Source organism: Arthrobacter sp. G.S.26, assembly GCF_050847375.1.
Classification (GTDB): Bacteria; Actinomycetota; Actinomycetes; order Actinomycetales; family Micrococcaceae; genus Arthrobacter.
The window spans coordinates 4,152,323-4,174,618 of record NZ_CP193752.1 but is presented as its reverse complement, the minus strand read 5'-3'; the positions used below and the strand labels follow the sequence as shown (position 1 = coordinate 4,174,618).

At 65.7% G+C, this 22,296-nt stretch carries 17 protein-coding genes; 11 read left to right on the top strand and 6 right to left on the bottom strand.

Translation table 11 applies throughout. From position 1 onward, the window contains the following. Window positions 1-225: 225 nt before the first annotated feature. From trxA to ACRB8A_RS19115, 5 genes are all read right to left on the bottom strand, one after another. Entirely contained in the window at window positions 226-552 is a 327-nt protein-coding gene (gene trxA, locus ACRB8A_RS19135; protein ID WP_050684544.1) for a thioredoxin, read from the bottom strand. 36 nt (window positions 553-588) lie between these two features. Further along, complete coding sequence (gene trxB / locus ACRB8A_RS19130) at window positions 589-1,545, bottom strand: thioredoxin-disulfide reductase (protein ID WP_050684543.1); 957 nt, start codon at window positions 1,543-1,545, stop codon at window positions 589-591. Between the two features lie 231 nt (window positions 1,546-1,776). Beyond that, window positions 1,777-3,282 carry an ABC transporter substrate-binding protein gene (locus ACRB8A_RS19125; protein WP_432245335.1) on the bottom strand — a complete coding sequence of 502 codons (1,506 nt, stop codon included), beginning with the start codon at window positions 3,280-3,282 and terminating at the stop codon, window positions 1,777-1,779. 166 nt (window positions 3,283-3,448) lie between these two features. Beyond that, complete coding sequence (gene murJ / locus ACRB8A_RS19120) at window positions 3,449-5,611, bottom strand: murein biosynthesis integral membrane protein MurJ (protein WP_432245334.1); 2,163 nt, start codon at window positions 5,609-5,611, stop codon at window positions 3,449-3,451. A 65-nt stretch (window positions 5,612-5,676) separates the two neighbouring features. Next, window positions 5,677-6,225, bottom strand: coding sequence for an NUDIX hydrolase (locus ACRB8A_RS19115; RefSeq protein ID WP_231686008.1), 549 nt, complete (start codon window positions 6,223-6,225; stop codon window positions 5,677-5,679). A 160-nt stretch (window positions 6,226-6,385) separates the two neighbouring features. Between ACRB8A_RS19115 and ACRB8A_RS19110 the strand changes: the two genes are divergently transcribed. The 3 genes from ACRB8A_RS19110 to ACRB8A_RS19100 all read left to right on the top strand — a co-directional run bounded on the left by ACRB8A_RS19110 (window position 6,386) and on the right by ACRB8A_RS19100 (window position 9,204). Further along, window positions 6,386-7,894 (top strand): CCA tRNA nucleotidyltransferase, encoded by a 1,509-nt coding sequence (locus tag ACRB8A_RS19110; protein ID WP_050684539.1) that lies wholly within the window; start codon window positions 6,386-6,388, stop codon window positions 7,892-7,894. After that, window positions 7,891-8,475, top strand: a complete 585-nt coding sequence (locus ACRB8A_RS19105; protein ID WP_050684538.1) for a histidine phosphatase family protein — start codon at window positions 7,891-7,893, stop codon at window positions 8,473-8,475. The genes ACRB8A_RS19110 and ACRB8A_RS19105 overlap by 4 nt, the downstream gene beginning before the upstream one ends. 501 nt (window positions 8,476-8,976) lie before the next feature. Continuing rightward, complete coding sequence (locus ACRB8A_RS19100; protein ID WP_157370977.1) at window positions 8,977-9,204, top strand: hypothetical protein; 228 nt, start codon at window positions 8,977-8,979, stop codon at window positions 9,202-9,204. Between the two features lie 148 nt (window positions 9,205-9,352). Here the strand turns inward: ACRB8A_RS19100 and ACRB8A_RS19095 are convergent, their stop codons facing one another. Further along, entirely contained in the window at window positions 9,353-10,852 is a 1,500-nt protein-coding gene (locus ACRB8A_RS19095) for a glycosyltransferase family 39 protein (RefSeq protein WP_056599378.1), read from the bottom strand. A gap of 65 nt (window positions 10,853-10,917) precedes the next feature. On the opposite strand from ACRB8A_RS19095, the gene ACRB8A_RS19090 reads away from it, so the two are divergent. The 8 genes from ACRB8A_RS19090 (at window position 10,918) to ACRB8A_RS19055 (ending at window position 22,293) form a co-directional block, all read left to right on the top strand. Further along, window positions 10,918-12,381, top strand: a complete 1,464-nt coding sequence (locus ACRB8A_RS19090) for a glycosyltransferase family 87 protein (RefSeq protein ID WP_432245333.1) — start codon at window positions 10,918-10,920, stop codon at window positions 12,379-12,381. After that, on the top strand, window positions 12,374-13,831 hold the full coding sequence (locus ACRB8A_RS19085) for a phytoene desaturase family protein (RefSeq protein WP_285241286.1): 1,458 nt from the start codon (window positions 12,374-12,376) through the stop codon (window positions 13,829-13,831). Before ACRB8A_RS19090 ends, ACRB8A_RS19085 begins: the two co-directional genes overlap by 8 nt. Before the next feature lie 50 nt (window positions 13,832-13,881). Next, a complete protein-coding gene (locus ACRB8A_RS19080; RefSeq protein WP_056599369.1) occupies window positions 13,882-15,870 on the top strand; it encodes a penicillin-binding transpeptidase domain-containing protein in 1,989 nt (662 codons plus the stop codon). A 28-nt stretch (window positions 15,871-15,898) separates the two neighbouring features. Beyond that, entirely contained in the window at window positions 15,899-17,581 is a 1,683-nt protein-coding gene (locus ACRB8A_RS19075) for an ABC-F family ATP-binding cassette domain-containing protein (protein WP_050683831.1), read from the top strand. A gap of 53 nt (window positions 17,582-17,634) precedes the next feature. Continuing rightward, a complete protein-coding gene (locus tag ACRB8A_RS19070; RefSeq protein WP_050683832.1) occupies window positions 17,635-18,408 on the top strand; it encodes a DeoR/GlpR family DNA-binding transcription regulator in 774 nt (257 codons plus the stop codon). Continuing rightward, entirely contained in the window at window positions 18,405-19,616 is a 1,212-nt protein-coding gene (locus ACRB8A_RS19065) for an MFS transporter (RefSeq protein ID WP_050683771.1), read from the top strand. Before ACRB8A_RS19070 ends, ACRB8A_RS19065 begins: the two co-directional genes overlap by 4 nt. 65 nt (window positions 19,617-19,681) lie before the next feature. Then, complete coding sequence (locus ACRB8A_RS19060; protein ID WP_056599366.1) at window positions 19,682-21,178, top strand: bifunctional phosphatase PAP2/diacylglycerol kinase family protein; 1,497 nt, start codon at window positions 19,682-19,684, stop codon at window positions 21,176-21,178. Between the two features lie 167 nt (window positions 21,179-21,345). Continuing rightward, entirely contained in the window at window positions 21,346-22,293 is a 948-nt protein-coding gene (locus ACRB8A_RS19055) for an ABC transporter ATP-binding protein (protein ID WP_050683773.1), read from the top strand. The last annotated feature ends 3 nt before the right edge of the window (window positions 22,294-22,296 follow it).

The window sequence follows — 22,296 nt, the reverse complement described above, 5'->3', positions numbered from 1 at the left end:
CTGTGTTTCACGTGAAACATGCCCGCGGGGCTGGAGCTTGCTGATTAGTCGGGTCATTCATGGCTATGCCGAGCTTCCTGAGCGTGGAGTAGACCACATCGCCTCCCATCGCATGTGCCCGACGTAAATGTTTCACGTGAAACACGCACTAAAAAAAGGAGTGGCCCCGGCTGAAAGCCGGAGCCACTCCTTTCGGACGGCGGTGACCGTACCTATGTGGAGTCCTTAGGACAGGACGTCCGCAAATTCCTTCTCAAAGAACTGCTTCGGCTTCGCGCCGATCACAGTGCTCTTCACTTCGCCGCCTTGGAAGAGGTAAACAGCGGGGATCGACGTGATGCCGTACTCGGCTGCAATGGCCGGGTTGTCATCGACATTCACCTTTACAACGTCAACCTTCTCGCTGTACTCGACGGAGATCTCATCGAGGATAGGGCCCAGTTTGCGGCAGGGACCGCACCACTCTGCCCAGAAATCAACAATTACCGGCTTCTCGGAAGACAGTACATCCGCACCGAAGCTTGCATCAGTTACATCTTTGGCGTTGCTCATAACTAGTCCTTCTTTCGTGAAATATCGGTACGTTTATTAGGCAGACAGGTCGGCCAGGTAGTGTTCAACATCAAGGGCCGCAACGCAACCGGATCCGGATGCAGTGATGGCCTGGCGGTAGGTGGGATCAACGACGTCGCCGGCAGCGAAGACGCCGGCAATGCTGGTCCTGGAACTGCGGCCCTCCACCGCGATGGTGCCCTCCGGTGCCAAGGCGAGGACGTCCTTCACCAAGTCGGTCCGCGGATCGTTGCCGATCGCCACGAAGACACCCGTCACGGCCAGGTCGGACACCGTACCGTCGATCAGGTTCTTCAGCTTCAAGCCCGCCACCTTGGCGTCTCCCACGACATCTTCAACGGCGGTGTTCCAGATGAAGTTAATCTTCTCGTGGGCCAGGGCGCGGTCGGCCATGATCTTGGAGGCCTTCAATGTGTCCCTGCGGTGGATTACAGTGACGGACTTGGCGAACTTGGTGAGGAACAGGGCTTCCTCCATGGCAGAGTCTCCCCCGCCGATCACTGCAATGTCCTGGTCCTTGAAAAAGAAACCATCGCAGGTTGCACACCAGCTGACACCGTGCCCGGAGAGCCGCTTTTCATTCGGGAGACCAAGCTCGCGGTATGCGGATCCTGTCGACAGGATGACAGCGCGTGCCTGGAAGCTATCACCCGTGGCAATGGTGACCGTTTTGATCGGACCGGTGAGGTCCAACGCGGTGACGTCCTCGAACTGGATTTCGGTGCCGAACCGGGCAGCCTGCTTCTCGAAGTTCTCCATCAGGTCCGGTCCCATGATGCCGTCCGGGAAACCCGGGTAGTTCTCCACATCAGTGGTGTTCATCAGTTCACCACCTGCAGTCACCGATCCTGCGATCAGCAGCGGCTTCAGGTTTGCGCGCGCGGTGTAGACCGCTGCGGTGTATCCAGCGGGGCCCGAGCCGACAATGATGACGTCACGGACGTCTGACGCCGTGTTTTCTGCGATGGTCACTGAACTGTGAACCTCTTCCTTGATTGACGCGCCCCCTGTGGAGGCCGGCCACATGGCACAACTGATACTTGGTGCTGAATATTCCGCTGCCTGCGCTGCGAGGGCGGTCCCGCCCGGAGCCGGGCACACAAACCGGCACCCACAAGATTACCGTCCCCTATCCGGGATCAGCCACCGGGCCAGCGGCTGGGAAGCAAACGCAGTCACAATGCTGCCGGCCCGGTCGGTAGGCTACTGGACCTTGATTTCAGCCAGTCGAAGCCCGAAACCGTAGCGCGTTTTCGGGGCTGCCAGCTTGGGCAGGGAGTTGATGGCCACAATCACGTACTTCGACTCAGCCGGTTCAGCCAACGGAATGTTAAGGTCTCCGGAGGTGAAGCTGTTGGTACCCACGGACTTGGCACCGTCCAGGGACGGCTTGTCGTTGGTGTACACCGTGATGTTGCCGCCGGAACCGCCCAGCTGCTGCAGGGTGATGGAGGATACTTTTGCCGGTTCCTTGAGCTCGATTGCCAGCGGCACGCCTTCCGGAGCCAGTCCGCCCCAGTTTTCCGTTGCGAACTCCATATCGGACCAGTAGCTGGCAGCGTTGCCATCAAAGGCCTTGACCAGGTCACCGTCGAAAGTGGCGGCGAAATCGAAGGAACCCAGCCGGCTGACATTGGCGATCACCGGAGGCGCCGCCGGCGCCGCAGAGCTGGGGGCTGCTGAGGGAGTGGGCTCCACCGTGGAACCACCCGTGGCCTGGGGCGCCGTGGTGTTGGCCTGCGGGCCGGAGGGGATGAGGTTGCCCAGATTCGAGACAGCAAAGATCAACCCGCCAATGAGGACAACCGCCAGCAGGCCACCCACCAGCCAACGCATGGACCGGGGTTCGCGCTCGGTTTCGTCCCGGTCCTCGTCGACCTCGGTATCCGTGCTGCCGGCTGTTGCCGCAATGCCTCCCCCGGCGGCTGCCGGGGCAGCAGCATGGGCAAAGCGGGAGGGCTTCCGGACAGCCGGGCCGGCGTTCTCTTCCGGCGTCTCTGCATAAGATTCCGTGTCGGCCTGGGCGTAGTCGTCCTCGGACCACAACGAAACCTTGGGCTTTCCGGTGCCCTGCGCGTTGTCGGTCGCCTGGCTGCTGCCGGCATCCGCGTCCTGCGGAGGCTGGACGGGGTGGGCCGCTGTGGCGTCAGCATCACCAGTAGAGGAGGGTGCGGCGGCGGCAGTGGCCGCGGCGGCTGCGGGGCGGGCCGGCGGCTTGGCCGGCATCACAGGCGCGGTGGGGTAAGGATCCACCTGGCTTGGGTGCGTTTCGGCATAGTTGATGTACCCGGCGTCGACGTCGTCCTCGTCGTCGTCATAGGGTTCGGGCTCATTGGACCGTGCCTGGCCAAAAATTTCACTGCCCAGGGTGTCCGTGAAGAACGGCTCAACGTAGGGAGGGTTGGAGGCCACCACCAGGTCCAGCAGGTCCGCCGCGGACGCGTGGTTGGTAATCAGGTACGTGGCCGCTTCCGTCACGCCCAAATCAAGGACCTGGACAGTCCCCGGGCGTTCTCCCGTAGCCACTTCGCGGGCGCTTTGGGCAACCTGTTCCGTGTTTTCGGGGCCGGCAACCAGGATGCTGACCGGCCGGTTCAGGACCTGATCCACACCGTCCAGCACCAGATCGTGGTCGTGCGAGGTCAGGACTGTGGCTGTGACCTTGTAACGGCCGCCCAGTACTGATCCGACATCGATCGGGTTGGACACGTGTTCCTCCTAGATTGTCCGGCGGTGCCGGCTCAAGCGATGCAACCGCTGCTCGCGGCGGAAGCCTGGCGGCTCTCCCCCGGAATTTCGGTCCCCATACCCTTCCGATCCTAGCGGATGGCATCGGTTGGGCCGTGGAGAAAAGATGCCGGAAATACCCGGCGTCCTACTTTTTCCGGGTGGTCCGCGGCTTGAAATACGGGTTCTCCCCGGCTTTACCCTGGAAGGTCCGCCTGCCCGGCAGGGGGATGCTCTCCCGCAGGAAGCCTGCCCTGGCCGTGCCGGGCTGATCCTCGCCAGGGAGGTAGCCGCCGTGCGGTGTTTCCCGGGTGCCGCCGTCGTACGCCTCGGGCAGCTGCTCCGGCACCGGGCCGGCCCGGAAGGACACGGCGTCGAACTCGCCGGAGATGCGTGGAATCAGTCCGGTATCCACGGACGTCGTGGCCCGTTGGGGGGAATCTGCGGCAGGCCCGCCTGTAGTGGGCGGCACCTTGGAAGCGTCCGACGGCGGGTCCCCGGCAGGGGGGTCGTTCCGCCCGCCGCGGCCCAACCGGCCCAGCAACGGACGGAGCAGGTCAGTCAATTCGCTCACGCGGAAGAGCTTCAACAACACCAGGTACACAGCAAGCATGACCGGACCCACCACGGCAACGGTGATGAGCGCCGTCAAACGGTCGGCCCAGGCGAAGCCATCAACGTTGTAGCTGCCCATCAGCCACAGCGCACCGGCACCGGCAAGGGCTGAACCGAGCGCCGCGTAGCCCATCCGGATGTACGAATTAGCGATCCGGGGCCCGTCCAGGTGGCCCAGGAGCCGGCGGAGGAAGACGGCGCTGATCACCACGGACAGGATGTTGCCCACCATATAGAGGATGGCGATCGCGTAAATGATCTGGCCCACCGGCAGGAACTGGATGGCGAAGGCCCCTGCCACGTAGACCACCGCCAGCAGCAGCTGGACGTAAAACGGCGTCCGGGCATCCTCGTTCGCGTAAAAGACCCGCGACATCATGAAATTTGCGCTCAGGAAGGGGGTGCTCAGCGCCAGTATGGTCAGCGTCTGGGCCAGCATCACGCCGTCCTGCCGGGAACCGCCGGAGAAGAACATCCCCAGCGGACCAGCCAGCGCAAAGAGCGCCAGGGCTCCGAAAACGGTGGCCACGGCCATGGTCCGCAAGCCGTGCGAGAGTGCGTCCCGCAACTCCGTGCGGTTCCCCGCCTGGGAGGCCCGCGTCATCCGGTTGAAGAGCACCGTGGCCAGCGAGAGGGCGATGATCGAGTGCGGCAGGAGGTACAGCTGGCTGGCTACTTCCAGGACGGCGTTGCCCGGCAGCGCCGCAGCGGCTGGGTCTCCCGCCTCCGTGAGGCGGATGCGCTCGGCGCCGGGGATGGTGGCGATCCGCATGACGTACAGGAAGGCAAGCTGCCCGACGGCGGCCGTCAGCAGCGTCCACACGCTCAGCTTCGCGGCCTGCCCCAGGCCCACACCGCGCCAGCCGAAGCGCGGCCGCAGCCCGAGCTTCAGCCGGATCACGGGGATCAGGAGGATGGCCGTTTGGGCCACCACCCCGATGGTGGAGAAACCGGCCACAAGCAGCGTCTGCTGGGGACCCCAGTTGGCGAGCGTATGCGGGCTGAATTCGTTGGTGCCGAAGAGCCAAATGAACATCCCCAGCCCGCCGATGGCCACCAGGTTGTTCAGGATGGGGGCCCACATGGCCGGGCCAAAGGCGCCGTTGGCATTCAGGATCTGGGTGAGCAGGGCGTAAAGCCCGTAAAAGAAGATCTGCGGCAGGCACCAGAACGCAAAAGTGACAGCCAGCGCCTTCTGCTGCTCGTTGTACCCCTGCGTCGTCAGGTCGATGACCCACGGCGCGGCAAGGGTCACCAAAGCGGTCAGCCCGAGCAGCAGCAGGACCGCCAGGGTCAGCAGCCTGCTGATGTAGTCCGCTCCCCTGTCCGGGGCCTTGCTCGCCTTGATGATCTGGGGCACCAGTACGGCGTTGAAGACGCCACCGGCCACCAGCAGGAAAATCAGGTTGGGCAGGTTGTTGGCGTTGATGAACGTGTCATTGATGGTGGAGCCAAGCCCCAGGGCGGTGCCCAGCATCCAGGTCTTGCCGAAGCCCAGGAACCGGGAGACGAGCGTTCCGGCGGCCATGATGGCGCTGGACCGCGTTTCGCTGGCCCCCGAAGGTGCCCCGGAAGGCTCCCCACCGGTGCCCCGGGGCTCCGCTGGAACGCTGTTGCCGGAGCTGTCCGCGGGGCCGGCCAAGGTGGTTGCAGGTGGCCGGGTGGGCTTCTCAGAAGGAAAATTGGTAGCTGACATCGCCTTCATCGTCTCACCCGGGGCCCCATAACGCCGCACTACAACAGCGGCCGGTGCCGCGAACCTCAGAGGTGGGTGGGCAGGACTTCGCGGGCCAGATCGGCAATGCGCCGCTCGTTGGGGAACGACAGTTTCCGGGCGAGTTCGGCGATGGGGACCCATGCCACGTCCACGGCTTCCTGGTCCGGATCATTTTCGATGGTGAGTTCACCGCCGGTGGCGCGCAGGAGGTAATGGTGCACCGTTTTGTGAACCCGGTGCCCGCTGACGGTGAACCAGTAGTCGATGCTGCCCAGCGGCGCCAGGATGATGCCTTCGATGCCGGTTTCCTCGGCAATCTCGCGGACCGCGGCTTCTTCGTTGTTTTCCTTGCCCTCCGGGTGGCCCTTGGGAAGGCACCACTCCAGCCGTCCGCCGCGGTTAAGGCGGGCGATGATCGCCACCCGAAGTTCGGCGTCGGACGTGTCCACCACAACGCCCCCGGCGGAAACTTCCTCCACCGTGGGAAGCGAAGCCGGCGCCGAATGCTGGGCAGGGGCAACGTGCGCACCGATTGCCGACGGCAATGGTGCGTTTGTCCTCCTGCCGGGAGCGCTCGGTACTGGATGGGCCATGGAGTCCACTCTAACGACAGTTGCCCGATCGTGATGACCGGAACATGACACCTATATGGACGGGATATGACGCCGTTTGGTGGCGATACACGGAATCATCCGTGATCTTGACGGAATATTGGCCTGCCGCGGCGCTGGTTTCTGACAAGCTTAAGTAACTATGGCGCACGCACATCACAAGATTGATTCCCACACCGTCGATTTCCGGGTGGACCCGGTGGTTCTGGAGCTCGGCCGTCGCTTCGTGGCCGCCGGACACGAATTGTCGCTGGTGGGCGGTCCGGTGCGTGACCTTTTCCTGGGCCGGACGTCGCCGGACCTGGACTTCACCACCGACGCCACCCCTGACCAGACCTTGGCCCTGATTAAAAAATGGGCGGACAACTACTGGGAGATCGGGCGCGCGTTCGGCACCATCGGGATGCGCAAGGACGGGTTCCAGATCGAGGTCACCACGTACCGGGCCGAGGCCTACGATCCCGACTCGCGCAAACCAGTGGTGGCGTTCGGTACGTCGTTGACGGATGACCTGCAGCGCCGTGACTTCACCATCAATGCAATGGCCCTCAGGCTGCCCTCCCTGGAGCTGGTGGACCCGTTCGGCGGCGTCCGGGACCTGCACGCGTCCGTCCTTGCCACGCCGGGGTCCCCCGAGTCGTCCTTTTCGGATGACCCGCTGCGGATGATGCGGGCTGCCAGGTTCGCTGCCCAACTGGGGGTGTCGGTCCACCGCGACGTCCGCCGGGCCATGACGGACATGGCTGACAGGATCGCCATCATCTCGGCGGAGCGCGTACGGGACGAGCTGGTGAAGCTCATCTGCGGGGACAGTCCACGGGTGGGCGTGGACCTCCTGGTGGATACCGGGCTGGCCGACCACGTCCTGCCCGAAGTCTCCGCGTTGCGGCTGGAATCGGATGAACACCACCGGCACAAGGACGTCTACCAGCATTCCCTGCAGGTGCTGGAGCAGGCGGCGGCCCTGGAAACGGCTGCGGACGGAGCCGTTCCCGGCCCGGACTTTGTCCTTCGGTTCGCCGCGCTGATGCACGACGCCGGGAAGCCGGCTACGCGCCGCTTCGAACCGGGCGGTGCGGTGAGTTTCCGCCATCACGACATGGTGGGTGCCAAACTCACCACGAAGCGCATGAAGGCATTGCGTTTCGACAACGACACCATTAAGGCCGTCGCCCGCCTGGTGGAACTCCACATGCGGTTCTACGGGTACGGTGATGCGGGCTGGAGCGATTCCGCAGTCCGGCGGTACGTCACCGATGCCGGTCCCCTGCTGGAGCGCCTGCACCGGCTGACCCGCTCCGATGTCACCACCCGCAACCAGCGCAAGGCCGAACGCCTGGCGTTTGCCTACGACGACCTTGAGGACCGCATCGCGGCGCTGAGGGAGCAGGAATCGCTCGACGCCGTCCGGCCGGACCTGGACGGCGCCCGGATCATGGCACTGCTTGGGATCAGGCCGGGCCCAGTCGTGGGCCGGGCCTATAAGTTCCTGCTGAACGAGCGGATGGACCACGGTCCCCTTCCTGCGGACGTCGCGGAGGCGCGGCTGCTCCAATGGTGGGCGGGGCAGCCCGAATCAGCACCTGTCGAACCAGCGGCAGGAAACCCTTCCGCCGGCGTCGACCTTTCCCCCTCAGAGGAGTCCCAGTGACAGTTCCCGCGTTTGCCCCCCGCCCCCAGCTCTGGATCCTGCGCCACGGCGAAACGGAATGGTCCAAGAGCGGCCAGTACACAGGCCTCACAGACCTCCCCCTGACCGTCGAAGGCGAACAACAGGCGGTGGAGGCCCGCAAGGTCCTCGACGGCGTTGACTTCGACCTGGTGCTGACCTCGCCGCTCCGGCGTGCGCGGCGGACCGCCGAATTGGCGGGTTACCCGGACGCGCAGCACGAGCCCCTGGCCGTGGAGTGGAATTACGGCGACTACGAGGGCATCAGTTCGGACCTCATCCGCAAGGACAATCCGGACTACCTGATCTGGACGGACGGCGTCCCCAACGGCGAAGCGCTGGATGAGGTGGCGGCCCGGGCCGACAAGATCATCGCCCGCGTACTCGAATCCGGAATGGATAACGTCCTGATTGTGGCCCACGGTCATTTTTCCCGGATCCTGACGGCCCGGTGGCTTGAATTGCCGGCCGTGGAAGGCCGGCATTTTGTTTTGGGAACCGCGAAAGTCTGCACACTCGGCTGGGACAAAAGAACACCGGCAATTGTCCGCTGGGGACTCTGAGGACTTTCTTTTCAACCAATTTCCTGAAAGTACCGGCAATTGGTAGTCACAGCGCAAATTGTGGTGTATTTTTATTCCTAGTCCCAGGGCGTTCTGCCCGGACGTTCGCCCGCGTAGCACCCGGTAATGGTGCAACGGATAGCTGAAAAGGAGGTTGGGAAAATGAATACTTTGACTGGCGGATGGAAGATGACCATCACCAATGACCCGGCCCCTGCTGTCCACGCGCGCGCTTTTGCGGGATACTTCGGCGCCTAGGCCCGTTCCCTGCCGCTTGGCTGGAAAGCCGCGGCACCCGTTGCAGGCCGTCCCGGACGCCTGACTTTCCCCACGCCAGATCGCAGACCCGGTTCTGCTGACGCAGTCCCGCTGACTCTGGCGCGTGGCGGCGGTACCATCCGCCCTCCCTGAATCGGAACCAGCTTCCCCTTGGGACGGTGCTGTACCGCCGGCAATATCCTGCCGTGGGGAAATTCGGTGCATTTCCGGCAAGGCCCCGTAATGCCCAAATTAGTCCTCTTTTGCATCAGCAAATTGGACCCTAATTGTCATGCCCAAATTCACGATAAAACCCGGGAGGTGATTTCCGTGATGAAAAGACTCAAACGCTTGCTGCTCGCCCGTTCCCGGCCAGTACGCGGCCGTGGTTCGTTCAACAGTGCACTGTTGGAGCAACGCCGAGAAGAAGTGTTCGCCGTCCTGCACCAGCAGATGTCGGGCCTGCGCTGAGGTCCACACCGTCCAGGAAAGGAGGGCCGATGATTTCCGTCCAGCCCCATGAACGGCAAAGAGCCCACGCACTGGTGCGTGGGCTCTTTGCCGTTCCGGCGGCGCCGCCGGGTGCCGGTGGGCTTTTGCTGCGGCTCAGGAACAGTGTTCAGGGGCAGTCGAAGGAGATCAGCACCAGGCGCTGGAAGGGCTGGTTCCCTGTCTCCCGGCAACCCGCGGCCCCAAATGCCGACGTATCGCCGGGAGTGCCGCCGCCTGTGCCGACAAACAGGACCTCACCCTTTCCGGTCAACTGGTCCGGGGCAACCGGGGCATCAACACCCCACAGCGAGCCGGAAGTGGCCGGACTGGCGGCCAGGGACAGGTCGGCGATGCCGGCGAAATCGTCCGGGTAGGCCAGCACCATGTCCCGCAGGTACGGAGCTCCGAACACCACTGCCGCCGGGCGTTCGGGCTCCTGGTCCACCAGGGCAGCGATACGCCGCTCGGTGTCCGGCGGCTCATTGACCAGGCTCTTAAGCGTGAGCTGCGGGACGAGGCTGCAGAGGACCAGCCCCGCCACCAGGAATCGGAACCCTACGCGCCTCCGCGGCAGGCTGATCAGGCCCATACCGACCAGCAGGGCGAACGCCGGCGCCGTGAACGTCAGGTACCGCGCCACATAAACAGGTTGGGTGATCAGGCTGGCCAGGAGCAGCCCACCCACAGGGACCAGCACGCCGGCCAGTCCCAGGACCATTGCTTGGCGGAGCTGCGCGTCCAGCCGGGCCGCCCACACGCCCCGGACCACCAGTGCGCCTTGCAGCAGGCCCAGAACCACCACAAACGCCAGCACCCACTGCGGCGGGAGGTTCCCTGTTGGCCTGTCATCGCCGTAGAAGTACTGCTTCACCACTGCCGTCACCAGATGCTCCGTCAGCGAACGGTTCTGGATCCACTCCACCTGTGCCTTTTGTCCCAAGGCAAACACCAGGAAGGGCAGGGCGGCCACGCCTGCAACGGCACCGGCCGCCAACGTGGCCACGATCCTGCGCCGGAGGACAACGGCGGCCACCGCATGGGCCACGATGGCCAGCGCAAAGAACATAAAAACGCCGACTCCCACCACCGCGCACAAGCTGTACAGCACCCAGTCCAGCGGCCGGTTGGATTCCCAGGCCCGCAACAGCAGCAGCGTCAGGAGAACTGCCAGCACGGTTGTCAGTGCAGACTGGCGTGACTCCGTGCCTGCCCACACCATGCGGGGCAGGAGCGCCAACACCAGCCCGGCCGCCACCCCCAGGGGTGCGGATCCCAGCCTCCGCCCCAGGACCACTGTCAGGCCTGCCGCAGCACCAACGGCCAAGGCGGAAGGAAACCGCAGCGCCACCTCGGAGAAACCGAAAACAGCGGTCCACAGGTGCATCAGGAAGTAGTAGATGCCGTGGACGGCGTCCACGGACTGCAACAGGAGCAGGAGTTCTGCCGGCGACCGTCCAGCAGCCGAAATGGTGGCAATTTCGTCATCCCAGAACGACGGGACCCAGGAGCCGACAAACGCCGCGCAGAAGGCGAGGAGTCCGATGCCGACGGGTGCAAGCCACGGCCGTTCAGTGGTCAAGGCACGGCGGCGCCCGGCAATTTTGGCTCCGGCGTTCTGGGTTTCCACCCCATGACCATACCTGCCGGCGGATCGGCGGCGCCCAACCGAAGACCCGGCGGTAAGCTCGGTGCATGCAGGAGACCACGCCCCCGGAACGCCGCGGCCGGTCCCGTCTGGTGGTTCCCACCCGCAGCGACCTGACCCTCAGGAACTTCACGGAGATCGCCGGGGGGCCGCTGGGTGCCAGGTCGGAACCGGGGGTGATCACACCGGGGATCTTTACGGTTGACCGGGTCCTGATCCTCCTCACGGTCGCTGCCGCCCTGGTCGGGGTGGTCCTGAAAGGCTACTGCCGGGTCAATGGGTGGGAGACCCCCACCCAGTTCTATGCGACCTGCTATTCGGACTTCCCCGAACTCTTCCGCAACCGGGGCCTGGCGGACGGACTGTTCCCCATCGCCGGCAGCGGAAGCCAGTTCGAATATCCGGTCCTGATCGGTGTCATCGCGGGAATCACCGCCTGGCTGGTGCCCGGAACCGGTGTATCGGACGCACGCGTCCTGGGCTACTTCGACATCAATGCGGCCCTGCTGGCATTTGCGGCGCTGGTGACCGTCCTGGCTACGGCGCGCCTGGCCGGCCGGCGCCCCTGGGATGCCGCGATGATCGCAGTAGCCCCGGGGATCGTGTTGGCCGGGACCATCAACTGGGACCTCTGGGCTGCCGCGCTGCTGGCCCTAGGCATGTACTTCTTCGCCCGGCACAGGCCACTGGCCGCCGGCATCCTGATCGGGCTGGCTGCGGCAACGAAGCTGTACCCCCTGCTGATCCTCGGCGCGATTGTCCTGCTGGCCGTCCGGACCGGCAGGTTCAGGCCGATGCTGATAGCAGCTGCCGCGGCTGCGGCCTCGTGGGCTGCAGTCAACCTGCCGTTTGCGGCCGCCAACCCCGCCGGCTGGGCTTACTTTTTCCAGTTCAGCGCGGACCGCGACGCGGGCTACAGCTCGCCGTGGTTCATCTACAACCTTGTGGCCGCAAGGATCGGAATGGCCGGGCTGGATGGCACGGCCGTGGACCTGCTGTCCATTGGACTCTTTCTGCTGGCCTGCGCCGGCATCGCCGCGGTGGCCCTCAGCTCGGCCCGCAGGCCGCGCCTGGCCCAGCTGGCGTTCCTGATTGTTGCCGCCTTTATCCTCACCAACAAGGTGTATTCGCCGCAGTACGTCATTTGGCTGATCCCGCTCTTCGCGCTGGCACGTCCGCGCTGGCGCGACTTCCTGGTGTGGCAGGGAATCGAAGGCCTGCATTGGGCCGCTATTTGGCTGTACCTTGGCCAGGTCACCAGCGGTGGGCCCCCGCAGCACAACCTCGACATGCCGTACTACGTCCTGGCCGTCGTCATTCATATGCTTGCTGTGGCATATCTGATGATTCGGGTCATCTGGGACATCTACGACCCCAATCTGGACCCGGTCCGCCGCCAACACGCCGACGATCCGCACGGCGGACCTTTCGACGGGGCGCCTGACCGGCTGCGGACGGCCGCGGGAGCCCTCACCGGCTCCCCCGTCAGGAAGGCTTTATCCGATGGCTGACGTCAATGTGGTGGGTGCGGGACCCAATGGGCTCGCAGCGGCGGTAATCATGGCCAGAGCGGGGCTGTCAGTCGAGGTGTTCGAAGCGGCCCAGGCCGTTGGCGGCGGGACACGTACGGCCGAGCTGATGCAGCCAGGGCATTTCCACGACGTATGCTCTGCCGTGCATCCAATGGCACTGGCGTCGCCGTTCTTCCGCGCCTTTGAACTGTCGGAGCGGATCCGTTTTGCCACACCGGACATATCCTTCGGCTCACCTCTGGACGGTGGCCGGGCAGCGCTGGCGTACCGGTCGCTGGACCGGACGGCTGCTGAACTGGGACGCGACGGGCGGGCTTACCGTCAGCTGATGGGCCCGTTGGTCCAGCACCGTGACGAGGTCATTGAGTTCACCCAGAACCAACTGCTGCGCATTCCCCGGCATCCCTTCGTTGCTGCCCTCTTCGGTCTGCGCACGCTGGAGCAGGGTTCCCGGCTCTGGAATACCAGGTTCCGCGAAGACCTTGCACCATCGTTGCTGAGTGGTGTTGCCGCCCACGCCGTCTCCCACCTTCCATCCCTGGCTGCGGCCGGGGCGGGGCTGTTGCTGGCCGCATTGGGTCACCGGGACGGCTGGCCATTTCCCGTCGGCGGTTCGGCGTCCATCGCCGGGGCGTTGGCCGGGGACCTCAGCGCCCACGGCGGCGTCATCCACACCGGCTCCGCAGTGGACAGCCTGGCTGCCTTGCCGCCGTCGCGCGTCACGCTCCTGGACGTCGCGCCGCAGGGACTGGCAAACCTGGCAGGAAGTTCATTGCCGGCCGGTTACCGGAGGTCACTGGAGGCTTTTCGCTACGGGAACGGTTCCTGCAAGGTGGACTACATCCTGTCCGGCCCCGTGCCGTGGGCGGCCCGGTCCCTGGCAGCGGCCGGAACCGTCCACGTGGGCGGGACCAGGGCGGAGCTGGCCCACGCCGAAAACCAAGTGGCCAGCGGCCGCCACCCCGAAAAGCCTTATGTCCTGGTGGCCCAGCCCTCGCCATTCGATGCCGGCCGGGCCCCCGCCGGCAGGCACACCCTCTGGACGTACTGCCACGTCCCTGCCGGATCCACCGTCGATATGACGGCTGCCATCACCGGCCAGCTCGAGCGCTTTGCGCCCGGCTTCCGGGACCTGGTGGTCCAGTCGCAGGCCGTCACGGCGGCGCAGCTGGGGGAATACAACCGAAACTACGTTGGCGGGGACTTCAGCGCCGGCACCATGGACCTCCGCGGCCTGATCCAGCGCCCCGTGGTTTCCCGGGTCCCGTGGCGCACACCGCTGCGCGGGGTGTACATATGCTCTTCCTCAACACCGCCGGGTCCGGGGGTCACCGGCATGCCCGGCCTGCACGCCGCAACATATGCTCTCCGGGACATCTTCGGGCTTCCCGTCCCGGCCCTGGGACGGGACGGCGCCGGCCGGGCTTAAGCGGTCCCCCTCGGGCATAATGGCATCGGAAAAACGGGCATAATGGCGAAATGGGGAAAAAAACAAAGCTGTCACTTGCCATGGCCTCGCTCGTCCTGGGGACCTCCCTCGTTGGATGCGACGATGGGCGGAGCGGAGCAGAATCAGCTGTCAAGGACCTGGCCAGCGCAGTCTCGGCCCTGGACGTTGGCTCCGTAGCCTTCGAGGGCAAGGATTCCGCCAGCGCAAATGAGCAGCTCCGGAACGTGTTCGCTGCCCTGGACCCCCAAAAGCCGGCAGTGCAGCCTGGCGATCTGACCCTCGACGGCGATAATGCCTCCGCACCCTTGAACTACACCTGGACGTTCGGGGACTCCGAATGGAAGTACGCTGCATCGGCCAAATTCAAGAAGTCGGGCGGCGAATGGCTTGCTGTCTGGGACCCAGCCACTTTGGTCCCAGGCCTCGCTGACTCCGAAATCCTCAGCAAGGGATCACAATCGCCGCCGCGGGCGGACATCCTCGGTGCCGGCGACGTTCCGTTGGTCACCTACCGTCCCGTGGTGGACGTGGGCATCGACAAGCCCCAGTTGGGCGCAGCGGATCCCGCAGCAGCAGCCTCGAAGCTCGCGACGCTGGTGGGGGTGGACCCGGCGGCCTACGCCGACCAGGTCAAGGCTGCCGGACCGGAAGCCTTTGTCCGCGCCATCACCCTGCGCGAAGAAGGCCGCACCGTCACCAATGATCAGATCGCGGCGGTTCCAGGTGCCCGCGCCATTCCCGCATCGGTCCCGCTTGCTCCTAGCCGCACCTTTGCCCGCCCGGTACTGGGCGCCGTCGGCGAGGCCACTGCCGAACAGATCGAAGCATCCGGGGGGTCACTGACCGCAGGGGATGTGACAGGACTTGGGGGTCTGCAGCAGCAATACGACAAGCAGCTCCGGGGAACCGAAGCGCTGATCATCCGCGCCCAACGCGCCGACCTCACCCGGGAGCAGATCCAGGCCGCGGCAACAGACCCGCGGCGGACCCTGTTCGAAGTGGCCCCCGCCCCGGGGACGCCGTTGAAAACCACCCTGGACCAGCGGTTGCAGGCACTGGCCGAGACCACGCTGGCCGACGTCGGACCGGCCTCGGCCATCGTGGCCCTCCGACCCTCCTCCGGCGCAGTCCTGGCCGCGGCGTCCGGCCCCGGCAGCAACGGCTACAACACCGCCATGCTCGGACAGTACGCGCCCGGCTCCATCTTCAAAATGGTCGATTCCCTGGCCATGTTCCGCAACGGGCTCACCCCTGACTCCAAGGTCGCCTGCACGCCCACCCTGGCGGTGGACGGAAGGACCTTCAAAAACTCTGAAGGTTATCCGGAAAGTTCTTTGGGATCCGTGACCCTCCGTGACGCGTTCGCCCACTCCTGCAACACCGCCTTCATCGCCGCCAGGGACTCCGTATCCCAGGCCCAGCTCGAAGCTGCGGCCATGGCCATGGGCCTGGCGGTTGAGGCCCCCACCCTGGGCGCAGAGGCCTTCCTCGGTTCAGTTCCCGGCGAGGCCGCAGGAACCGAACACGCAGCGTCCATGATCGGGCAGGGCAAGGTGCTGCTCTCCCCCTTGTCAGCCGCCATGATGGCCGGCTCTGTTGCCAAGGGTGCTCCCGTCGCACCGCAGCTTGTCCTCAATCCCGACGCCGGGGCTCCCGCCGCCGGAACTGCCAACGGGTCCACGGCACCGGCGGCCCAGCCTTCCGCCACGGCCACCGGCGAGGCCCCGGCCTCAGCATCCGGCCAGCCCATCACTGCCGCCGAAGCCGCCTCGTTGTCCGACATGATGCGGGCAGTGGTCACGTCCGGTCACGCAGGTTTCCTTTCCTCCGTCCCGGGCGCACCCGTCGGCGCCAAGACCGGTACGGCGGAGTTCGGCAACGAAACACCGCCCAAAACCCACGCCTGGATTGTGGCCGTCCACGGTGACCTGGCCGTTGCCGTCTTTGTGGAGGACGGCGGCCTGGGCGCCACCACCTCCGGGCCCCTCCTGAAGGAGTTCCTCACGGCCGCAGGGTAGGCATTGCCGGCGTGGGAAGATGGAGTACGTGGCCCATATTGACGTTTCCGGTATCGATTACTTCCTCTCCGACGGCACCCAACTGCTGAACGGCGTGACCTTCAAGGTCCCGGACGGCACCAAAACAGCGCTGATCGGGCCCAACGGCACCGGTAAGACCACGCTCTTCCGGATCATCGCCGGGGACCTGGTTCCGGACGAAGGCGTCATCGGCCGGTCCGGCACCATGGGCATCATGCGCCAGTTCGTGGGCCAGGTCAGGGACGGGTCCACTGTCCGTGACCTGCTGGTTTCCGCTGCCCAGCCGGCACTGGCAGCCGCCGCGCGTGAGGTGGACGCCGCGGAACTCGCCATGGTGGAGCACGACGACGAACCCAGCCAGATGCGGTACGCACAGGCCATCGTGGACTGGGGCGACGCCGGCGGATACGACGTCGAGACGGTCTGGGACGAGGTTTGCATGGCCGCCCTGGGACTGCCCTTCGACCGCGCCCAGCACCGACCGGCGTCTACCCTTTCCGGCGGCGAGCAGAAGCGGCTGGTGCTGGAAGCGCTTTTCGCCGGCCCTGACGAACTGCTGCTCCTGGACGAACCGGACAACTACCTTGACGTTCCGGGGAAGCGCTGGCTGGAGGACAAACTTAACGGTTCCCGGAAGACTGTCTTCTTCATCAGCCACGACCGCGAACTGCTCAACAACGCCGCAGGCCGCATCGTCACCCTGGAGCCCGGCATCAACGGCGCCGGTGCCTGGATCCACGGCGGCGGGTTCGGTTCCTACGTTGACGCCCGCGCGGACAGGAACGCCCGGTTTGAGGAACTGCGCAAGCGCTGGGACGAGGAGCACGTAAAGCTCAAGGAACTCGTCAACATGTACAAAAACAAGGCCGCTTTCCGCTCGGACATGGCCAACCGCTACCACGCAGCCCAAACGCGCCTGGCGAAGTTCCTTGAGGCCGGGCCGCCTGAGGCGCTGCCCATCGAGCAGAACGTCCAGATGAGGCTGAAGGGCGGGCGGACCGCGAAGCGGGCCATCGTGGCCGAGCGCCTGGAGCTGACAGGACTCATGAAGGCGTTCTCCACCGAGGTGTGGTTTGGTGACCGCGTCGGCGTCCTGGGCTCCAACGGCTCTGGCAAAAGCCATTTCCTTCGCCTGCTGGCCACCGGTGGCACCGATCCGGAACGTGAACACCTGCCGGTGTCGGACGTTGAGATTGCCGAGGTACCCCACGAAGGCACAGTCAAGCTCGGTGCCCGCATCCGCCCCGGATTCTTCGCCCAGACCCACGTCCGCCCGGACCTGCTGGGCAAGACGCTGCTGGAAATCCTTCACCGCGGCGACGAGCACCGGTCCGGGCTGGGCCGCGAAGCCGCTGCAGGGGCACTGGACGGCTACGGGCTGGCGACGCAGTCGGAACAGAAGTACGAGTCGCTCTCAGGCGGCCAGCAGGCCCGGTTCCAGATCCTGCTGCTCCAGCTCAGCGGCGCCACGCTGCTTCTGCTGGATGAACCGACCGACAACCTCGACCTGCACTCCGCTGAGGCCCTGGAGCGGGCCATCGACCACTTTGAAGGAACGGTCCTGGCTGTCACCCACGATCGCTGGTTTGCGCGGACGTTCGACCGGTTTATGGTGTTTGGTTCCGACGGCAAGGTCTACGAGTCCCCGGAGCCGGTCTGGGACGAGAAGCGGGTCCAGCGGGTCCGCTGACCGATGCGCACGGGCTAAAACGCCAAACGATCAAAAATTGATATCATTTGATCATGAAGACGGAAGAGCGGCACCGGGCAATCGCTGCGCTCCTTCGGCAGCGGGTGGAAATAAGTGTTGAGGAGCTGACGACGGCCTGCGCGGCGTCCGGCGCCACGATCCGCAGGGACCTCGACGTCCTGGCCGCGAATGGTGTCCTCAAACGGATCCACGGCGGGGCAAGGAGCCTGATCGGCCATGGCGAGAACCCCGGCTACGGCCAGCGCGAACTTGAGGACCACGACGCAAAGCGGCGCATCGGCGCTGCAGTGGCGGATTTGATCCGGGACAGGGAGCACCTCTGGCTGGACAGTGGCAGCACCGCCACGGAGGTGGCCCGTGCCCTGGCCGGGCGTGAAATAACGGTGATGCCCATGGGCCTGCAGGCACTCAATGCTGTTGCTTTGGCGGAGGGTGCGGCGGTTTCCCGCACCGGGTTGCTCCTGCCAGGTGGGAGCCTGGTGCCAGGAGAGCTCGGCTTCCGTGGTCCCATGGCCGAAGCCAATATCAGGTCGCTGCGGTTCGACACCGCCGTCCTCACCCCCTGTTCCGTGGATTTCCAGGATGGCCTGTTGGCCCACGACCTTGAGGATGCCGCCGTCAAACGGGCAGGCATCGACTCTGCGGCCCGGATCATCCTCGCGGCCAGTGCAGCCAAATGGCACGCCTCGGCAAGGGTCCTGGTCGCCGGCCTCCAGCAGGTGGACGTGGTGGTCACGGACCGGACATTCAGCGCGGCGGAACGCGCACAACTCGACGGATATCCAGTGGAAGTAGTGAACGTATGAGCACCAAGACAAACGACTCCCCGGATGCTGCGGTGAAGGCGGCCGCGCTGGCCACCTTCGTGGTGTTCGGAATCAACGGCCTGGTGTTTGCCAGCTGGGCTGCCAGAATCCCGGCCGTCACCCAAACCCTCCAGATCACCTCCGGGCAGATGGGAACCCTGCTCTTGTGCACCGCCGTTGGCTCGCTGCTGGCGCTGCCCACGGCCGGGCTGGTGGTGGGCCGGATCGGCACAGCCAACACAGTCCGTGTGGGCGGCCTGGTGGCCGCCCTCGCCGGAACCGGGATCGCCTTCTCGCTGTCCGCTGCCTCGATTCCAGGCACCGCCGTCTCCCTGTTTTTCTTCGGCATAGCCGTAGGGCTCTGGGATGTTGCCCAAAACATTGAAGGCGCCGATGTTGAGCACCGGCTCCGGCGCACCGTGATGCCGCAACTGCACGCGGCCTTCAGCGGCGGGGCATTTATTGGGGCCCTGGTCGGTGCAGGGCTTTCGACCATCGGTGTGGACCTTCCGCTGCACCTGCTGGTGATCGTGGCTGTGGTGCTGGTGGTCACCATGGTCGCTCCACGTTACTTCCTGCCGCACATCAGCACCGCGACTCCCGTCGGTGAGCCGAAGCCCGCCAAGGGCCCTTCCGCCTGGCGTGACAGCCGCACCCTGCTCATCGGTGTGGTGGTTCTCGGCGCCACCCTGACCGAAGGTGCAGGCAATGACTGGATCGCCAAGGCCTCCGTTGATGGACTGGGCACCTCGGAGTCCACCGGCGCATTGATGTTTGCGCTCTTTGTGCTGGCCATGACCGCCATGCGCTTCCTGGGCGGCCGCGTGATCGACACGTACGGCCGGGTGGCCGTCCTGCGCGCCAGCATGGCGGCCGCTGCGGCGGGCCTTTGCCTCTTTGTCCTCGCCGGGAACATCTGGCTCGCGGCAGCAGGTGCCGCCCTGTGGGGCGTAGGCGCGGCACTCGCCTTCCCCATGGGGATGTCGGCGGCCGCGGACGATCCCCGCCGGGCGGCAGCCCGGGTGTCAGTGGTGTCAACCCTGGGCTACGTCTCCTTCCTGGCAGGCCCCCCGCTGCTCGGCTACCTGGGTGACGTCACGGGAATCCACCGGGCGCTGCTTGCCATCCTCATCCCGATCCTGGTTGCCCTTGTTTTGGCCAAGGCTGCCAAGCCCCTCAAGATTGAGCCGGGAACACCCACCAGCTAGCCACGCCAGCCGCGCGTGCCCCGTTGCCTTCCCGGCAGCCGGGGACGCGGCGGTAGGGTGAAGAAATGCAGAGCAAAGCGCGGGCCGGGCACCGGTGGATCAGCCGGCTGGATAGATACCTTGTCCGGCATGTTTCGGACCTGCCCGGCGGAAACCATGACGCGTTCTTCCGAAGGCTCTCCGCTGCCGCCAACAACGGCAAGCTCTGGATGGGCGCCGCAGCCGTGATGGCAGCCTTCCCAGGCCGCCCGCGGCGTGCCGCCCTCCATGGACTCATCGCCCAGGGCGTGGCATCGGGCGTCACCAATATTGTCTTCAAAACCCTTTTGCCGCGGAGCCGGCCATTACCGGAACACCTGCCGGTGTTCCGGTTCGTCCACCCCCAGCCCACCAGTTCGTCAATGCCCTCCGGGCACTCCGCCTCAGCGGTGGCGTTCGCGGTCGGCGCAGGACTGGTCAAACCGGGGCTTGGTGCCGCGCTGGCTCCAGCAGCGATTGGCGTCGCCTACTCACGGGTGCACACCGGCGCGCACTGGCCGTCGGACGTGGTGTTTGGCTCCGCGATCGGCGCTGCCGCAGCCATGGCAACCCGGCGGTGGTGGCCGGTGCGCCCGCCCATCCCCGCCCTCACCAGGACGGCGGCCCCGGCCCCCAGGCTGCCCGCCGGCGAAGGCCTCAGCATCGTGGTCAACACGTTGGGCGGATCGTTTACTGCGGAAACAGCAGGCGCGCTCCACGAAGTATTCCCTAAGGCGCATATAGTGACCGTTGAAAGCGGGCAGGACCTGGCGGAGCAAATCGCTGCTGCGGCCGACAACCCCGGAACCCTGGCTCTCGGGGTGTGGGGCGGAGACGGAACCGTCGGCACTGCGGCCGCAGCCGCCGTCGAACGGGGCCTCCCGCTCCTGGCCCTGCCCGGCGGAACCCTGAACCATTTTGCCCGCGACGCCGGCATCGGCAGCCTCCGGGATGCGCTGGCAGCGGCAACGGAAGGCCACGCGGCCCTGGCAGACGTGGGATTGGTTACGGCCGAGCGCGGCCTCGCGACAGACCCGGAGGTGATCCGGCTGACCATGCTCAACACCTCGAGTGTGGGCCTCTATCCCAACCTTGTGCGGCGGCGCGAGCAACTGCAGCCGGCATTGGGAAAGCCGCTGGCCGGCGTGGTTGCCATGTTCCGGACCTTCGCGGCCGGGACCCCCACCACCCTGACGGTTGACGGCATCCGGCACAAGGTGTGGATTGCCTATGTGGGCAGGGGCAGGTTCTACCCCCGCGACCACGCTCCCCTGGTCCGGCCGGTGCTCGATGACGGCGTGCTGGACCTCCGACTTATCACCGCAGATGAGTCCTTCGCCCGGCTCCGGCTCCTGTGGTCGGTGCTGACCGGAACCGTTGCAGGCTCCCGGATCACGCACCTGCAGGAGGCCACGGAGGTGCACATCGATGCCGGGGGTGCACCCATGGCCCTGGCGGTGGACGGTGAGGCGCTGGCGGGCGTGCGCGCAGTGGCCTACAGCGTCCGGCCACGCGCCCTGACGTACTATTCGCCGCAGCCGTAATCCCCCATGCTGCCGGCTCCGGCGGCATCCTCATCCAAGCGGAGTACCCTGATTCGGCCCTGAATCATCCCTGAGACCGGCGCGAAAGCGGGCGGGCGTCGGTAGCGTAGGAACCACACCACCGTCTTCACACGAATCCGGCAGCCCCGCTGCCGGCCGGAGGAACCATGATAGAGGCACACGACCTGACCAAGACCTATGGCAGCAAGACTGCCGTGGGTGGGGTCAGTTTCACCGTCAGGGCCGGGCAGGTCACCGGATTCCTGGGACCGAACGGCGCAGGCAAATCCACCACGATGCGCATGATCATGGGGCTGGACCGACCCACGTCCGGCTCCGTCACCGTGAACGGCCTGCCGTATGCGCAGCACAAGGCGCCCCTGCACGAGGTCGGTGCGCTGCTGGACGCCAAGGCCGTCCACACCAGCCGCAGCGCCTACAACCACCTCCTGGCCATGGCCGCAACGCACGGTATTGCCAAGTCCAGGGTCCGCGAAGTCATCGAGATGACCGGACTGGACGCCGTAGCCCGCAAAAAGGCCGGCGGATTCTCCCTCGGCATGGGGCAACGCCTGGGCATTGCCGCCGCCCTGCTGGGCGACCCCCAGACCCTCATCCTGGACGAGCCGGTCAACGGGCTGGACCCGGAGGGTGTGTTGTGGGTCCGCAACCTGGTCCGCTACCTCGCCTCCCAGGGCAAAACCGTGTTCCTCTCCTCCCACCTGATGAGCGAGATGGCACAGACCGCCGACCACCTGGTGGTCATTGGCCGAGGCCGCATCATCGCAGACGCACCCGTCAAGGACATCATCGCCGGGACCCGGCAGACCCGGACCCTGGTGCGGACCGGCGAGTCGCACCAGCTCTCCGCGCTCCTCGCGGGCAACGGCGTCACCGTTGACCAAAGCGAGCCGGAGACACTTACCGTCACCGGTCTTGAGCCGCGCCGCATCGCCAAGCTGGCGCTCGATAACGGCGTCCTCATCTACGAGCTCACCCCACAGGTTTCGTCCCTGGAAGACGCCTACTTCGACCTCACCAAGGACGAAGTGGAATACCACTCGCATCTGACCGGGGGGCCCGCAGCGGCCGTTCCGGCCACGGCAGGAAAGTAGCCA

Excerpts from the sequence above, each read along its gene's own strand:
- trxA (WP_050684544.1), bottom strand. The coding sequence starts at position 552 with ATGAGCAACGCCAAAGATGTAACTGATGCAAGCTTCGGTGCGGATGTA.
- murJ (WP_432245334.1), bottom strand. The coding sequence starts at position 5,611 with ATGTCAGCTACCAATTTTCCTTCTGAGAAGCCCACCCGGCCACCTGCA.
- ACRB8A_RS19115 (WP_231686008.1), bottom strand. The coding sequence starts at position 6,225 with ATGGCCCATCCAGTACCGAGCGCTCCCGGCAGGAGGACAAACGCACCA.
- ACRB8A_RS19110 (WP_050684539.1), top strand. The coding sequence starts at position 6,386 with ATGGCGCACGCACATCACAAGATTGATTCCCACACCGTCGATTTCCGG.
- ACRB8A_RS19100 (WP_157370977.1), top strand. The coding sequence starts at position 8,977 with ATGCCCAAATTAGTCCTCTTTTGCATCAGCAAATTGGACCCTAATTGT.
- ACRB8A_RS19090 (WP_432245333.1), top strand. The coding sequence starts at position 10,918 with ATGCAGGAGACCACGCCCCCGGAACGCCGCGGCCGGTCCCGTCTGGTG.
- ACRB8A_RS19085 (WP_285241286.1), top strand. The coding sequence starts at position 12,374 with ATGGCTGACGTCAATGTGGTGGGTGCGGGACCCAATGGGCTCGCAGCG.
- ACRB8A_RS19080 (WP_056599369.1), top strand. The coding sequence starts at position 13,882 with ATGGGGAAAAAAACAAAGCTGTCACTTGCCATGGCCTCGCTCGTCCTG.
- ACRB8A_RS19070 (WP_050683832.1), top strand. The coding sequence starts at position 17,635 with ATGAAGACGGAAGAGCGGCACCGGGCAATCGCTGCGCTCCTTCGGCAG.
- ACRB8A_RS19065 (WP_050683771.1), top strand. The coding sequence starts at position 18,405 with ATGAGCACCAAGACAAACGACTCCCCGGATGCTGCGGTGAAGGCGGCC.
- ACRB8A_RS19060 (WP_056599366.1), top strand. The coding sequence starts at position 19,682 with ATGCAGAGCAAAGCGCGGGCCGGGCACCGGTGGATCAGCCGGCTGGAT.
- ACRB8A_RS19055 (WP_050683773.1), top strand. The coding sequence starts at position 21,346 with ATGATAGAGGCACACGACCTGACCAAGACCTATGGCAGCAAGACTGCC.